Below are 15063 nucleotides of genomic sequence, written 5' to 3'. Positions count from 1 at the left end.
TGGATGGAGGCCAACCGATACATCAATATGGACGATCTGCGCGAGCACAAAAAACTCGCTCTACGCCAAGCCGCATGACCAGCACCATGGCCGCCCAATTTTGCAGAACTTGACGCACACAACCTCGCGGGCGCAGAGCCTGCCGGGAACCAGCGACGGCCACGCAGGTTGAATCAGCGTTGGTTCCCCGAGGCGAGGCGACGTCATGAGCATCCTGCAAAGCATCAAGAAAGCAACCGAACAGGTCACCGGTGCCGCAAGACCGGACAGGCAACAGGCGGCCGATCTTGTCAGGCCACGAAAATCGAACGAGTTCAGGTTTGGGGATGATGGCCTGGTGCCCAACCATCCGTCCTGGCCGCTGGTGGTTTATCACGGTGCCGTCACGCTGCCGGAGGACTTCGATCCCGCGGCCGTCATGGAGGAGCTTTTCTCGGCCAATGGCTGGGGGGACAGCTGGCGCAACGGCATCTATGACTATTGCCACTACCATTCGCGCATCCACGAAGTGCTGGGTGTGGCGCGCGGTACGGCGAAAGTCCGGTTCGGCGGCAAGAAGGGACGAACGCTGGCGCTGAAGGCCGGCGACGTCGCGGTTCTTCCAGCCGGCACCGGGCACCAGCGCATCTCCGCCTCAGACGACTTTCTCGTGGTTGGCGCCTATCCGCCATCCGGCACCTATGACGAATGCACGACCGCCGCCGACCACGCCAAGGCCGTGGCGACGATCCCCAGGGTCGGCCGGCCGCGCAAGGACCCGGTCTATGGAAGCAAAGGCCCGCTGCTGGCGGCGTGGAAGAAAGACTGAATTCGCCAAAGGCAGGAGAGCAAAACTCATTGGCGCAAGCCCTGCCTCGGCACGAGCGCCCGAGCGGATCGACGCAACAGCATCACATCGGTGGAACGCTCTCAAACGCCCGCGATCGCCAGAAGCCAAGCCAGGATATCGAGCAACAGAAAGACCAGCGCAAACTGCAACGCCACCCGGAGCCGCTGGATAATTCGCCAGTTGCTGGCCATGTCCGCCTTGATGCGGAGGGCCAGCGCGCGGTGCATGGCCGATATCGTCGTCGGCTTGTCGCCATCGACATAGTGATGGAGCAGCTCTTCTGGATCGAAGCGGAATGTGTATTGATGGTAGGGCCAAAGCATGAAGACGATCAGCCCGCCGATGCTGAACAGCAGGGTTACGGCGGTCCAGTCCCAAACTCCAAGCCCGTTGGAAAGGGCCGCGCCGCCCAGCAACGAGTTTGCGAATGCGGTGGCGAAGATAAGGCTACCGGCGCGGGTGTTCATGTTCTCGACAACGGTCTGCTGATGCGTGAGACCTCTCACCGCCTCCTGATAAATAAACGCAAGACGAGGATCGTCGTCGTCAAGACCGCCTGCGACAGGTCTGTTGCTTTCTCCTCCATGCGGACGTGCGGCCATAAGGGTGCCTCTCTGGCAGGGCAGGGGAGGCGCAGCTTAACCCAAAATCCTTAGCCGTTAACCACTGCCTTTCGAGATGCTTCTACCGCTCCTCGATAATCCGCAGATACGCAGCCGTCACGAACAGAACGATCAGCCCGAACAAGATCCGCCTCGCACCCTCCGGCATTTGCAGGATGGTGAGCAGCGTGGTCAGCACGGTGAGGATCAGCGCGCCGATGATGGTGCCGGTGTAGCCGCCGCGGCCGCCGAAGATCGAGGTGCCGCCGATGACGGCCGCCGCCACCGAAGGCAGCACCAGCGGCTCGGCGAGCGAGAGCGAAGGGGCCTTGATCAGGCCGATATAGAGCAGGCCGGTGATGCCGGCGAGCATGCTGGAGGAGATGTAGAGCGCTGTTATGACCTGCCAGTACTGAACGCCGGAGAGGCGGGTCGCGCGCTCATTGTCGCCGACGGCGTAGAGCAGGCGGCCGAAACCGGTGCGGGCGAGCGTGAAGACGATGAGGGCGGCCAGCGGCACGAACAGCAGCAGCGCGTTGGGAAAGCCGGAGGTGACGCCGGTGCCGAGCCAGGCGAGGAAGTCGGGGACCTTGGCGCCCGACGCGATCACCGTGCGCTGATAGACCTGCAGGCAGCCGGTGCCGATCAGGCTGGTGCCCAGCGTCATGATCAGCGGGTGGACGCGGAAGACGCCGACGCCGATGCCGTTGACGAGGCCGATCAGCACCGCCGGCATCATCGCCAGCAGGAAAGCCACCGCCGGGTCCTGGTTCACCACTTGCGTCGCCATGATGAAGGCGCTCATCGTCGCCACCGTGCCGACCGAGAGGTCGATGCCGCCGGTCAGCATGGTCATGGTCTGGCAGCCGGCGAGGATCGCCAGCGGTATGGCGAATTTGATCGTGTTGGCGATCCAGCGCTCGTTGACGATGCCAGGGCGCAGGATCTGCAGGATCACCACCAGGATGACCAGCAGGATGATCAGCGGGATAAGGGGCCGGTCGGCCATGAAACGCTTCAGGCGGCGGCCGAAGGGGACGGGCGTGATCGCGGTGCTGCTCATGGCGCGGCTCCTGCTCGCGATGGGGTGGGGTAGGTGGCGTTGCAGGGGAAGGGTGGCGCTCTACGGCGCCCCCCTCTGGCCTGCCGGCCATCTCCCCCTCTAGTGGGGAGATTGGATGTCGTGACGGCTTTCGCCAATAGTCGGCGCTGCAAGAATGAGCGGGGCGCCAAAGCTGCCAATCTCCCCCCTTGAGGGGGAGATGTCCGGCAGGACAGAGGGGGGCGCCGTAGGGCACTACGTGCCAATTCACACCTGCTCATCATTGCCGCCCCCGCATGGTGATAAACGCACCGAACATCACCACGGCGACCATGATCAGGCCTTCGATGATGGCGGTGACGTTGGGGTCGATGGCGAGCAAAGTAAGGTCGGTGCGCACCAGGCGCAGCACAAAGACGGCAACGATGGGGCCGAGCAGGCCGCCCTTGCCGCCGCCGAGCGCCACGCCGCCCAGCACGACCGCGGCGACGCTGGCGAGCAGATAGGGGCCGGGGATGGGCGCGCCGATGCCGGTGCTCATGGTCAGCGCCAGCCCGCCCATGGCCGCGAAGAGGCCGGACAGCGCGTAGGCGATGATGCGTGTGCGGGCGACAGGCACGCCGCTGCGGAACGCCGCCAGTTCGCTCGAGCCAATGGCGTAGATGGAAAGGCCGAGGCGCGAGCGCCGAAGCGGTATCCAGACGATGCAGAGGCAGACGACCAGCACCAGCAGCGCCTTGGGCAGCCAGGCATCGATGGTATCAGGCAGGCCCGGTATCGGCACGGTGCCCGAGATCAGCGCCTTCAGCCATTCGGCGGCCGCGCCGCCCGGCGCGCCGAGCACCAGAAGGGCGGCGCCCTGCAGCACGAACAGCATGGCGAGCGTAACGACAATGTCGGGCACGCGGGTGACGACGATGAGCAGGCCGTTGAGCGCGCCCAGCACAAAACCCATGGCGAGCACGAAGGGCACCACGAACAGGGCGTATTCCTCCGAGGCGCCGTTCATCATCGAGGCGGCGGTGACGCTGGTCAGCGCCATCATGGCGGCGACCGAGAGATCGATGCCACCGGCGATGACGACAACGGTCTGCGCGGCGACGGCAAAGGCGTAGGGTAGCACGGCCCGCGCCAGCGAGCCGAAATCGCCGCTGCCATAGCCGGGCTGGATCAGTTTTGTCGCGATGAACAGAACGATCAGCAGAGCAAACAGGCCTGTTACCCAGCCCTGGCGGCGCAGGAAATGGCTCATGGCGTTGCCTCCGGCGCGTCGGAAGCATTGGCCGTGGGATCAGCCAAAATGCCGATATCGGCCTTGGCGCCGCGCGGCAGGCCGTAGGCGGCGCGCATCAGTGCCGGTTCATCCGCTTCCTCGACAGGGAAGATGTCGACGAGGCGGCCGCCGAAGATGACGATGACGCGGTCGCAGACGCGCTGCACCTCTTCGAGTTCGGAGGTGTAGAACAGCACCGACTTGCCGTTGCCGGCGAGCTCGCGCAGCAGCTTATAGATCTCCTGCTTGGTGCCGACATCGATGCCGCGTGTCGGGTCGAAGCACAGGATGGTGCGGGCATCCGCCGCGATCCAGCGGGCGATGGTCACCTTCTGCTGGTTGCCGCCGGAGAGGCGCTGCACCTCGCCCTGGGCGCGAGTATCGATCTGCAGGCGCTGGATGGCGCTCGCGACCGTGGCGCGCTCCTTGCGCATGGCAATTGGTCCCCAGTTACGCAGGGCGGCGCTGAAGGGGAGCGCAATGTTCTCACGCACCGAGCGCTGCATGGCGAGCGCCTCGGAACGGTCGCCCGGCACATAGGCGATGCCGGCGCGGATGGCATCGATCGGGTGGGCGAATTTCACCGGCTGGCCATCGACCTCGATCGTGCCGCCCGACGGTTTGATCGAACCGGCAAGGGCGGCGAACAGCTCGTCCTGGCCCTGGCCTTCCAGCGCCACCACGCCGGCGACCTCGCCATCCCCGAGGTCGAAGGAGACGTCGCTGAGCTTGGTGCCGACGCGCAGGTTGCGTACGGCGATGCGCGGGCGGGCAGCGGGGCGGGCCTTCTCGCTGGCGCCGCAGCCGGCGACATGGGTCTTGACGATGCGGCTGCCGAGCATCAGCTCGACGATCTTTTCCTCGACACCCGGCACGATGTCGACGACGCCGACGGTTGCGCCGTCGCGCAGCACCGTGGCGCGGTCGCATAGTGCGGCGATTTCGACGAAGCGATGCGAGATGAAGATCACGGCGCGGCCGGCGTCGCCCTGGCGGCGCACCACCTCCAGCACTTTTTCGGCAAGGTTGGCGGGCAGTGCCGCCGTCATCTCATCGAGCAGCAGCACATCGGGCTCGACGGCCAGCGCGCGGGCAAGGTCGAGCACGCGCAGCACGGCCAGCGGAATGTCGCGCGCGGTGTCACGCAGGTCGAGGCCAGGAATGCCGAGTTCGCGCACCCAGGCGCGGAACGGCTCGACCGGCGTGCCGGTCAGCCGCAGATTGGACAGCACGTCGAGATCGGGGATCAGCGACGGCTCCTGGTAGACGGGCAACAGCCCGGCGCGCCGCGCGGCGGCGGGCGAGCGTATGTCGCGCGCCTCGCCACGGATCAGGATGCGCCCGGCATTGGCTGATATGGCGCCGGTCAGGATTTTCACCAGCGTCGACTTGCCGGCGCCATTGGCGCCCATCAAGGCGTGCACCTCGCCCGGTAGGACGGAAAGCGACGCGTTACGGAGAGCCGCGACCGCGCCGTAATTCTTGGCGACGCCCGTGGCGTCGAGGAGGAGATTGGTCAAATCGTGTGGTTCTCGGTGAAGCTGTTCAGATGTTTGAAGGAGCTCAATTGCTTTGACAGGTTGGCACTCTACGAGGCCCCCCTCTGTCCTGCCGGACATCTCCCCCTCAAGGGGGGAGATTGGCCGTCGTCTCGACTTTCGCCAACTTTCAACGTTGCAAGACGAGAGCCGGCGCCGGAATTGTCAATCTCCCCCCTTGAGGGGGGAGATGTCCGGCAGGACAGAGGGGGGCGACGTAGAACGCCGACCTTCGCATGACGAGGAGGCGACCCGCCGTCCTCGTCATGTAATTCAAACCCGGCTTACTCCCCCGGGCCCTTGCAAGCCACGATCTGGTCCTTGGTATACGTCGTCCAGTCCGGGATCGAGATCGAGACCGGCCATTCCGGGCTGAGCGACGGGTCGGCGGCGGCCTTCAGCTTGGCCTTGCCTTCGTCGGTGGCGTTGTCCCAGAGCTGCGGGTCGACCAGCACGGTCTGCTGGGCCGGCTTCTTGCCGTCGAGGATATGCAGGGCGAGCGTTACACCGGCGCCGCCGATCGAGCCGGGGTTGGTGACGGCAGCGCCGACGAGGCCCTTGACCGAGCTCAGCTGGCCGACGAAGCCGGCATTGTCGGCCCCGACCACCGGCACCAGCGGCGCCTGCGATTCGACCAGCGCGTCGACGATGACGTTGTCGATGCCCGAGGTCCACACGCCGTTGAATGGCGTGCCGGTGGCCAGGAACGACAGCATCTGCTGCTTGGCCTGGTCCTGCTGCCAGCCGGTGAAGACTTCCTGCGCGACCTTCACGTCGGGGAATTCGGCCAGCGCCTTCTTGAAGCCTTTGTCGCGATCGCTATCGGCCGACGCACCGGCCGCACCGCGCATATAAAACACCTCGCCCTTGCCGCCCATCTGGCCGAACAGCCATTTGGCGCCGAGATAGGCATATTGTTCCTGGTTGTTGGAAATGATATAGGCCGACGGTTCGGTGACCGCCTGGTCGACGGCGACGACGACGATGCCGGCCTTGGTGGCTTCTTCCAGGCCCGCCTTGATGCCGGCCGGATCGGCGGGGTTGACGACGATGGCGTCGACCTTGGCGCTGATCAGGTTGCGGATGTCCTCGAGCTGGCCGGCGGCATCGGTGTTGCGGTGGGCGATGTTGAGCTTGGTCACTTCGCCGGAGGCGAGCGCCTGCGCCTTCATGGCGCACACCATCTCCTCGCGCCAGCCATTGCCCTGCACGGTGTTGGAAATGCCGATCGTGTATTTGCCGGCGGCGGACGACACACCCACCGAGGCCAGCAGGGCCGCGCTGGCAAGCAGCGGGACCATGGTCAGATATTTCTTCATTTCAGTCTTCCTCCACATTTGTTTTTCAGTTCAGTTTTAATCCGCTAAGCCGCGCCACTCACAAACAGAGACAAGTGGCCCGCCATGCCATCACTTGACGAAGGGACGCAGCACGTCGCGGGCGAGCAGAAAGCCCCGCTTCACCTGATCGTCGCTGCCTTCAAATCGCCTGTCCTCGTGTTCGATGATGACCGATCCGTCATAGCCTGCGCGATAGAGGCCGGAGAAGAAGCCGCTCCAGTCGACATCGCCCAGCCCCGGCATGCGCGGCACCTGCCAGCCTATGCCGGCTGACAAAATTCCGCGCTCGTACAAACCATCATGATCAATCATCAGGTCCTTGGCGTGGACATGCAGCATGTAGGCGCCGAATTCCCTGATGAAGCGGGCCTGGTCGATCATCTGCCAGACCAGGTGCGAGGGGTCGAAATTCATGCCGACATCGCCGCCCCAGGTCTCCAGGATGCGGCGCCAGACCTGCGGCGAGTAGGCGATGTTGTGCCCGCCCGGCCATTCGTCATGGCTGAAGATCATCGGGCAGTTCTCGAAAGCGAGTTTTATCCCGTGGTCGCGCGCATGGGCGACGATTTCAGGCCAGACTTTCAGCGCGTCCTGCCAGTTGACGTCAACGGTCTTGGACGCATCGCCGCCGCAGAAGGTGTTGACCACTGATACACCCATGTTTGCGGCCAGCACGATGACCTTTTTGAGGTGGCCGATGACCGCTTCGCGGTGCGCGGCATCGGGATGCAGCGGGTTGGGATAATAGCCGAGGCCGGAGATGGACATGTTCTTTTCCGCCAGCGCGGCGGCAATCTCCTTTGCCCGCGAGGCCGACGTGCCGGCAGCGTCGATATGGCTGGTGCCGGCATAGCGGCGGGTCGCGCCGGAGGTTTTCGGCCAGCAGGCGATTTCCAAGGCCTCGAAGCCGACGGAGCTTGCCCAGCCGGCGACCTCGCCAAGCGGCGCCTCCGCGAACGGTGCGGTGAGCAGTCCAAGTTTCATCATGCCTCCCCTGACCGCGAACCCGCGATCGATGCCTATAATGCCGATTGTTTGGATCGCTTCAACCTCGCGACCTCGTCTTGTTCGAGACTGTGACGGACTGCCGCCATCGGATCGTCCGACAGCAGTTCGCCAAGCGCCGAAGTCGCGACCTGCCGGAACGTCTCGTTCGCGGCAAGGTCGGGATCGAAAATCGTGTCGATGGCCAGGATGGCGGAAGCCAGAGCCGGCGCATCGTTGCCCGTCGCGTCGGCTATTGCCGCGACCCTGCCGGCATAGGGATCCGAAACCGGCCAGCGTTTGCCGAAGCGGGCCGAGGCCAGGATCAGATAGGCCATCCAGCCGGCGACCGGCACCGACAAAAGGCCGATGCTGGCCCCTTGGTTCAGCCGGTCGCGGATCGGGTTGAGCAGGCGCTGGACGATCTTCTGCGAGCCATCGGTGGCGATCTGGTGGTTGCGGTGGCGGATGGCGGTATTGCGCAAGCGGCCGAGGCTCTGGTCGACATAAGCCAGTGGCTCCATGCCAGGCACCGGCGTCAGCGTCGGCAGCGTTTCCTCGACCAGCATGCGCCTGACGAAGACCGATAGCAGCGGGTCGGCGACGGCATCGAATGTGTGTTCCAGCCCGGCCAGCACGCCGAGCGTGGCGAGCGTCGTCTGCGCGCCGTTCAGCACCCGCATCTTGAGATGCTCGAAGGGCGTGACATCGTCGACGAAAGTCGCGCCGGCCAGGTCCCAGCGGGGCACGCGGCCGGCGAACTTTTTCTCGATCACCCATTGCCGGAACGGTTCGCCGACGGCGACGGCGGCATCGCGGTAGCCGAACCACTGCTCGACGCTATCGAGATCGTCCTGGGTCACCGCCGGCGCTATGCGGTCGACCATGGCTGAAGGGAAGGTGGCGTTGGCGGCGACCCAGTCGGTCAGACCATTGCCGCGCCGCTCGGCAAAGCTCCGCACGACATTTTCCAGGATGACGCCGTTGGTCGGAATGTTGTCGCAGGAGAGCAGTGTCAGCTTCCGGCCATGCGTGGCCCGGCGCATCTCCAGCGCCCGTGTGAGGATGCCGGGCACGCTGCGCGGAGTGTCCGGGTTGGCGAGGTCATGGACGATGTCGGGATGGCCGAGGTCGAGTTCACCGCTCGACGGAATGTGGCAATAGCCTTTTTCCGTCACCGTCATCGTCACCAGTTCGATGTCGGGCGAGGCGAGCGCGGTGAGCGCCGGTGCGGCGCTGTCCTGGCTGTCGATCACCTTCACGATGCTGCCAATGACGCGTGCCTCGACATAGCCGTTCTCGCGGATCAGCCTGGTGTAGAGGCCGCCTTGCCGGCCGAGCGTGTCGGCGAGGATGGGCGGGCGGATGTTGATGCCGACAATGCCCCAGCGGTCGAATTGCAACGACAAGAGGTCGTCGGTGTATTCAGCCTGATGGCAGCGGTGGAAGGCGCCGACGCCAAGATGCGCCATTCCCGGCGCCAGCGACGTGCGGTCATAGGATGGCCTTTGCACGGCAGCGGGAAGCCGCTCCAGCAGCCTGGGCTCGAGCGTTTCGATGCTGCTCACCGGTTCGCCCCGATCACCGACTGCTCCTGGTCGATCACCGCACCGGTCATTGGCCCGGCCGCTTCGGAAAGCAGGAAGACGGCGAGGTTGGCGATATCCTCCGGCCTGAGTAGCCGGCCAAAAGGCTGCGCGGCATTGGCGGCGTCGAGCCAGCCCGGGCCGTTGCCTAGCGTCTCGGCCTGCATGATGCGTTCGGCGGGCGTGTCGGTCCAGCCGACATTGATGCCGTTGACGCGGATGCGGTCGAAGCGGTGGGCGTTGGCGGCGTTCTTGGTCAGCGTCGCCAGCGCGCCCTTGGTGGCGGAATAGACGGCAAGCTCCGGCGAGCCGCAATGGGCGTTGATCGACAGGATGTTGACGATCGCCCCGCTTTGGCCGCGCTTCTTCATATCGGCGATCGCGGCCTGCATCAGGAAGAAGGGTGCGCGCGCGTTGACCGCGAACAGCGCCGCCCAGTCGTCCAACGACGCGTCGAGAAAGGAGGCGCGGTCGGTCAGGCCGGCGGCGTTGACCAGTCCGTCGATGCGGCCGAAGTGGTCGATGCAGGCCTGCGCCAGAGCGGCGGGGGTTGCCGGATCCTCCAGGTCGGCGGCGACGAAGAGCGTCGGCGTACCCAATCGCGAAAGCTCCGCCGCCACGGCATCGCCGCGCTTGCTGTCGCGTCCGGTGATCAGCAGGCCAGCAGCGCCGGAACGCGCCAGCGTCTCGGCAATGGCGCGGCCGATGCCTTGCGTCGACCCGGTGACCAGTATCACCTTGCCGTCGAGCCTGGTCTCCATTCCTCCTCCCGGAACAAAGTTTCTATTTTTTGAAATATGGAACGATAATTCCCGGTAGTCAATTGTGCCAGCAGCGCCTCATGTGCCGCGCCGCGCTGCGACGCCTTGGACCAGCGCCATGCCGACCGCCAACGATGCCGCCAGCGAGCGGAAACCGGCGAAGTCGGACTCCACCACCTCCAACCAGCTGTCCGAGAGCCGGATCAGCGGCGAGAAGGTACTGTCGGTGATGGTGACGATGCGGGCGCCGCGTTCGTGCGCCACCGCGACGAGGTCGGGCGTGATCGAATTGTAGGGGCTGAAGGAGACCGCCAGCACCGCATCCTGCCTGCCGATGCAGCCGACCTGGTCGAGCGCGGAGGAGCCGACATTGTCGACCAGCACATTGCGCACGCCTTGCTGCGAAAGCGTCAGCGACAGATAGGTGGTGACGGGGAAGGCGCGCTTGGAGCCGATGACGTAGATCAGGTCCGCTTCTGCCAGCGTCCCCACCATCTTCTCGAAGCTTTCGACATCGAAGCCGCTTTCGATGCGGCCGAGCGAGGCCTGCGAGGCGCCGACCATGCCGTGCAGGAAATGCAGGGCGGCGTTGGGCTCGGCCTCGGCGCGCGGCTCGCCGCGTCCTTCCGGCCAGGATCCCTTGACATGGTCCTTGAACAGGCCCTGGAAATCGGAAAACCCGGAATAGCCGAAGATCTGGGCAAAGCGCACCAGCGTCGAGGGCTGGACGCCGGCCTGCGCCGCCACCTGGGCGATGGTGCCGAGCGCCACCTCGCTCGGATGCTGCCACAGGAAGATCGCCACCTGGCGCAGGCGCTTGGGAAAATGCACGGTGCCGGAAGACAGCACGGCGCGCAGCTCCTCATAGGTCCGCGGCTGTATATAGCCAAGCGCCGCCAGGGAACGCCCGCGCTTGCGCGTCGCGGCTTCCTCGGCACTCGATCGTCCGGATGGTTTTCTCGCCCCGCTCATGAATTCAGGCTAGCGCGATACGATCGTTTTACAATATGGAAATTGGAAATTCCGTTCGAAGCGATGTCTTAGAGAGGATGTAAACGGTTCAAAGTTGGGCTCTACGAGGCCCCCCTCTGTCCTGCCGGACATCTCCCCCTCAAGGGGGGAGATTTGCAGTGTTGATCGCGGCGCCCTTCCTGCAACGCTCATGGTTGGCGAAAGCATAGGCGACGTCCGATCTCCCCCTTGAGGGGGAGATGTCCGGCAGGACAGAGGGGGGCGCCGTAGAACTCGACGGGGATAGCCAGGAGGAGAAAACATGGTCTACGCAACATCGGATGGATCGACGCGCCTGCGTCTGCGGGTCGGCATGGTCGGTGGCGGCCGCAATGCGTTCATCGGCGCGGTGCATCGGCTGGCCATGCGCCTCGACGACCAGATCGCGCTGGTTGCCGGCGCGCTGTCGTCCGACCCGGACAATGCCGCCGCCTCGGCCGCCGAGATCGGCATCGCGCCGGAGCGCAGCTATGCCGATTATCGCGCCATGGCCAAGGCAGAGGCCGCGCGGCCGGATGGCATCGAGGCGGTCGTCATCGTCACGCCCAACCATCTGCACGCGCCGATCGCCACGGCCTTCCTCGAGGCTGGCATCGATGTGATCTGCGACAAGCCGCTGTCGACGACGCTCGGTGACGCCGAAGCGCTGGTGGCGCTGGCGCGCGCGAAAAAGCGCCGCTTCGTCGTCACGCTCAACAACACCGGCTACGCCATGGTGCGCCAGGCGCGCGAAATGGTGATGGCGGGCGAGCTTGGCCGGATCGTGTCGGTGCATGGCGCTTATATCCAGGACTGGCTGACCAAGCCGATCGACGCCGACGGCCAGAAGCAGGCGGAGTGGCGCACCGATCCGGCGAGGGCAGGGCAGTCGGCGGTGCTGGCCGATATCGGCGTGCACGCCTTCAACCTGGCAAGCTTCATTTCCGGCCGCGAGGCCGAGACGGTATCGGCCGACCTGTTCACCGCGGTGCCCGGACGCCGGCTCGACGACAATGCCCATGTGCTGGTGCGCTGGACCGACGGCGCGCGCGGTACGATCCTGGCCAGCCAGACGTCGCCCGGCCACTACAATGATCTCTCCGTGCGCATCTATGGCGACAAAGCCGGACTCGAATGGTCGGGCGCGCGGCCGGAGGAACTGCGCTTTTCGATCCATGGCGAGGAAACCCGCACGCTGGTGCGCGGCGGCCATGGCTCGACGGCTGAATCCCGCCGCGTGTCGCGCATGCCGGCAGCACACCCGGAGGGCTATATCGAGGCCTTCGCCAATTTCTACCGCGACGCCGCCGACATCATCCGCGTCCACCGTTCTGGTGGCGCGGTCGATCCGGCCCGCGCGGCGCAGGTGCCCGACGTGGTCGACGGCGCACGCGGCGTGAAGTTCGTCGCCGCGGCGGTGGAGTCGAACGCGGCCCGCGGGGCGTGGACGGCGGCACGGTTCGGGTGAGGTCAGCCTAGGAATTGGAACGGAATTAGCCGGCGACGGACAACCGACAGGATAGAACGAATCTTCTCAGCCCGTCGGAATCCAAGGGCTGCCCGAAGGCATAGCCTTGCAGAATGTCGCAGCCAAGCGCTTTAAGCAGACGGGCGTGCTCCATCGTCTCGACACCCTCCGCTATGATCTCGATGCCGAGGGATTTGCCAATTTCGATGATCGAAGAGACGACTTGCCTCTGCTGGGGCGAATTCACAATTGGATCGACCAACTGGCGGTCTATCTTCAGGCGGCGAGGTTGCAATTTGAGCAGACTGACGATTGAGGCGTAGCCGGTGCCGAAATCGTCGATTTCGATGTCGATGCCGAGTTGCTTGATCTGCTCGACGTTCCATGTGACCAGGTCATCGTTGTCGTCGAGGAAGATGGATTCGACGAGCTCAAAGGAGAACGTTCCCTTCCTGATGTTGAGATCTCGCAAACTCGCTATGAGTTGCTCATCGTGAAGGCGCCGTGCCGAAACGTTGACTGACATGCGCGGAACGCCAATCTTCTGCGCGGACCATGCTTCGAAATCCAAAAGCGATTGCTGGAGGATTTTGTGGTCTATTATCGAGACGACGTTCAGTTCTTCAGCGGTCTTCAGGAAAACGTCGGGTGTTAGAATGCCCTTCTCAGGGTGGTTCCATCGCGCCAGCGCTTCAACTCCCACGATCTCCTGCGTCCTGGCGCTAAATTGAGGCTGGTAGAATACGATGAATTGATTTCGTTCGAGCCCGGCGAGAATTTCGTCGGCAATTCTCTTCGTGTTGACGATTTCGCTTTGCAACTCGCCGCTGAAGAATTCATGCCGGTTGCGGCCACGTTTCTTTGCCCGGTAGAGGGCGATATCGGCATTTACCAGCAGCTGTCTGGTATCGGCGCTCGTACCATCGTCGATTGCAATTCCGACGCTGACGCCAAAACGGCACTGGTGACCGTGGTAGTAAACGGGCCTGCGCATCTCTTCGATAATGCGGTCCGCGAGCGCGGCCGCCTGGGCATCGTCATCGTCTATCGTGCAGAGCACGATGAATTCGTCTCCTCCAACCCGAGCGACGAAACCTCGATCGCCGACGTTGGACTTGAGAACGGATGCCGCATGCACCAGCATCGCGTCGCCCGCTGCGTGGCCGAGCGTATCGTTGATGTGCTTGAAGCGGTCCAAATCGACGTGAAGCAGTGCGGCATGGCCGCCGTTCAGCCCGGCCTTTGCCGCGTAATCATTCAGTACCTGGTCCAGGTAGCGCCGATTGGGCAAATCCGTCAGCGAATCGTGCATGGCGACATGTTCCGTGCGCGCCTTGGCAGCTTCGAGTTCCCCATTTTTCGACTCGGCCAGCTGTTTTGCGCGAACTAGATCGGTGTTCAGCATTACATCGGATGTCACGTCCCATTCGGCCCCCACCATTCGTGGCGAATTGGTCGCGGTCTCGTAAAAGATCGCCCTGGACCGGACATGGCGAATTTCGCCGTCTGGACGAACAACCCGGTATTCCGATGAATATGTGCCGCGCTCGGTCACGGCACCGTCGAAGTCTGTAAGCGCCTGAGGGAGATCGTCGGGATGAATGGCCCCGGCCCAGTCGGAATATCCGCGCGGTCCGCTATCAGCCTCCCTGCCATATATCTCGTTGACGCGGTCGTCCCAAGCAAGGTGGTTGGTTTCGAGGTCGTGTTCCCAAACGCCAATGGCCGAGGCCTCCAGAGCAAGTTCCAGCCGTCGCGACAGCCGATTCAGTTCCCAATAGTTTCGCTGCCTTTCATTGATCAAGCGGCCCGCCGCCAGGAAGGGAATCAAAATCAGCGCCGCTGCTGCCGCCATGAGCGCCCGGAGCCGCCAGGCGTTGGCGGGCGTTGAGGGCCAACCGCCCTTGGGAATCGCAGCGATCTGCCAGGAGCCCGATGGAAAAAGAACGTCGGCCGTCACAGGATCGCTTTTGACAACCTGTTCGTCGCCGAAGAACCGCATTCCTTTCGTGCCGAGAGCGTCATTGCCGGTGAGGGCTATGTCGATCCCGAGCTCCTTGTCGAGAAGACCGCTTGCCTGGTAGAGGCGCTGCACGTCGACGACCGCGGAAACGATGCCCCAGAACCGTTCGGTGTTGCCCGCGCTTTTAACGAACACCGGAAATCGGCCGATGAAGGCCTGCCCTCCCTGCGCCAGATCGACTGGGCCGGCAAGAATGAGCTTGCGCTCGTCGCGCGCACGCAGCGCCGCCGCACGCTGCTGGTCGTTATTGCGGTAGTCGAGGCCGATAGCCTTCTCGTTGCCGGCCATCGGGTACATCAAGGAAATGACCAGGTCGGGCGCGCCGGCAATGTTGCGAAGCTGGGACTCTTCGTTGAACAATCTGCTGGCAAGCTCGGTGAAACGTTGCTGTCCCATGTAGGGTTCGGTCGTGACTGCCGCGACCAGTCCTCGCGCCAGCTGAAGGTTGCCGTTGATCTTCCCTTCGAGCTTGGCGCGAACGACATTAACCTTGGCCAGGACGTCCGCGCGGGCGACCTGATCCGAAACAATCTTGTTTTGGTGGTCGGCGAGCACCGCGCAAACGGCAATAACCACAACCGCGATCGCCACCGGAATCCTTGCCGGTGAAAAGACGCCCCCCTTAAC

The 15063-nt window shown here is 64.2% G+C and carries 12 protein-coding genes; 2 read left to right on the top strand and 10 right to left on the bottom strand.

Annotated features, from left to right (window positions below):
* The first annotated feature begins 205 nt into the window (after positions 1–205).
* Positions 206–808, top strand: a complete 603-nt coding sequence (locus O7B34_RS27285; protein WP_337148941.1) for a cupin domain-containing protein — start codon at positions 206–208, stop codon at positions 806–808.
* Between the two features lie 101 nt (positions 809–909).
* Here the strand turns inward: O7B34_RS27285 and O7B34_RS27280 are convergent, their stop codons facing one another.
* From O7B34_RS27280 to O7B34_RS27240, 9 genes are all read right to left on the bottom strand, one after another.
* Positions 910–1431: a hypothetical protein gene (locus O7B34_RS27280; RefSeq protein WP_337148940.1), complete on the bottom strand. Its 522-nt coding sequence runs from the start codon at positions 1429–1431 to the stop codon at positions 910–912.
* 82 nt (positions 1432–1513) lie between these two features.
* Positions 1514–2494, bottom strand: a complete 981-nt coding sequence (locus O7B34_RS27275; protein WP_337148939.1) for an ABC transporter permease — start codon at positions 2492–2494, stop codon at positions 1514–1516.
* A gap of 259 nt (positions 2495–2753) precedes the next feature.
* Complete coding sequence (locus O7B34_RS27270) at positions 2754–3725, bottom strand: ABC transporter permease (protein WP_337148938.1); 972 nt, start codon at positions 3723–3725, stop codon at positions 2754–2756.
* The gene (locus tag O7B34_RS27265; protein WP_337148937.1) at positions 3722–5266 is read right to left on the bottom strand and encodes a sugar ABC transporter ATP-binding protein; all 1545 of its coding nucleotides are present in this window, start codon (positions 5264–5266) and stop codon (positions 3722–3724) included. The genes O7B34_RS27270 and O7B34_RS27265 overlap by 4 nt, the downstream gene beginning before the upstream one ends.
* 302 nt (positions 5267–5568) lie before the next feature.
* Positions 5569–6603: an ABC transporter substrate-binding protein gene (locus O7B34_RS27260; RefSeq protein WP_337148936.1), complete on the bottom strand. Its 1035-nt coding sequence runs from the start codon at positions 6601–6603 to the stop codon at positions 5569–5571.
* A gap of 90 nt (positions 6604–6693) precedes the next feature.
* The gene (locus O7B34_RS27255; protein WP_337148935.1) at positions 6694–7608 is read right to left on the bottom strand and encodes a sugar phosphate isomerase/epimerase family protein; all 915 of its coding nucleotides are present in this window, start codon (positions 7606–7608) and stop codon (positions 6694–6696) included.
* Positions 7609–7643: 35 nt separating this feature from the next.
* Positions 7644–9176, bottom strand: a complete 1533-nt coding sequence (locus tag O7B34_RS27250; RefSeq protein ID WP_337148933.1) for a mannitol dehydrogenase family protein — start codon at positions 9174–9176, stop codon at positions 7644–7646.
* Entirely contained in the window at positions 9173–9955 is a 783-nt protein-coding gene (locus O7B34_RS27245) for an SDR family oxidoreductase (RefSeq protein WP_337148932.1), read from the bottom strand. Before O7B34_RS27245 ends, O7B34_RS27250 begins: the two co-directional genes overlap by 4 nt.
* 78 nt (positions 9956–10033) lie before the next feature.
* A complete protein-coding gene (locus O7B34_RS27240) occupies positions 10034–10927 on the bottom strand; it encodes a MurR/RpiR family transcriptional regulator (RefSeq protein ID WP_337148930.1) in 894 nt (297 codons plus the stop codon).
* Between the two features lie 301 nt (positions 10928–11228).
* Here O7B34_RS27240 and O7B34_RS27235 point away from each other — a divergent pair, with 301 nt between their 5' ends.
* Positions 11229–12413: a Gfo/Idh/MocA family protein gene (locus O7B34_RS27235; RefSeq protein ID WP_337148929.1), complete on the top strand. Its 1185-nt coding sequence runs from the start codon at positions 11229–11231 to the stop codon at positions 12411–12413.
* Between the two features lie 25 nt (positions 12414–12438).
* Here the strand turns inward: O7B34_RS27235 and O7B34_RS27230 are convergent, their stop codons facing one another.
* Positions 12439–15021: a bifunctional diguanylate cyclase/phosphodiesterase gene (locus O7B34_RS27230; RefSeq protein ID WP_442921007.1), complete on the bottom strand. Its 2583-nt coding sequence runs from the start codon at positions 15019–15021 to the stop codon at positions 12439–12441.
* Positions 15022–15063: the final 42 nt, after the last annotated feature.

This window comes from Mesorhizobium sp. Cs1299R1N3 (assembly GCF_037179625.1).
GTDB lineage: Bacteria > Pseudomonadota > Alphaproteobacteria > Rhizobiales > Rhizobiaceae > Mesorhizobium > Mesorhizobium salmacidum.
Note: the sequence above shows the minus strand (reverse complement) of the source record. Positions and strands in the feature narration are given on the sequence as shown.

Bases quoted from the DNA above. Each gene is read 5' to 3' on its own strand.
- O7B34_RS27255 (WP_337148935.1), bottom strand. From the start codon at position 7,608: ATGAAACTTGGACTGCTCACCGCACCGTTCGCGGAGGCGCCGCTTGGC.
- O7B34_RS27260 (WP_337148936.1), bottom strand. From the start codon at position 6,603: ATGAAGAAATATCTGACCATGGTCCCGCTGCTTGCCAGCGCGGCCCTG.
- O7B34_RS27280 (WP_337148940.1), bottom strand. From the start codon at position 1,431: ATGGCCGCACGTCCGCATGGAGGAGAAAGCAACAGACCTGTCGCAGGC.
- O7B34_RS27245 (WP_337148932.1), bottom strand. From the start codon at position 9,955: ATGGAGACCAGGCTCGACGGCAAGGTGATACTGGTCACCGGGTCGACG.
- O7B34_RS27275 (WP_337148939.1), bottom strand. From the start codon at position 2,494: ATGAGCAGCACCGCGATCACGCCCGTCCCCTTCGGCCGCCGCCTGAAG.
- O7B34_RS27270 (WP_337148938.1), bottom strand. From the start codon at position 3,725: ATGAGCCATTTCCTGCGCCGCCAGGGCTGGGTAACAGGCCTGTTTGCT.
- O7B34_RS27240 (WP_337148930.1), bottom strand. From the start codon at position 10,927: ATGAGCGGGGCGAGAAAACCATCCGGACGATCGAGTGCCGAGGAAGCC.
- O7B34_RS27235 (WP_337148929.1), top strand. From the start codon at position 11,229: ATGGTCTACGCAACATCGGATGGATCGACGCGCCTGCGTCTGCGGGTC.
- O7B34_RS27285 (WP_337148941.1), top strand. From the start codon at position 206: ATGAGCATCCTGCAAAGCATCAAGAAAGCAACCGAACAGGTCACCGGT.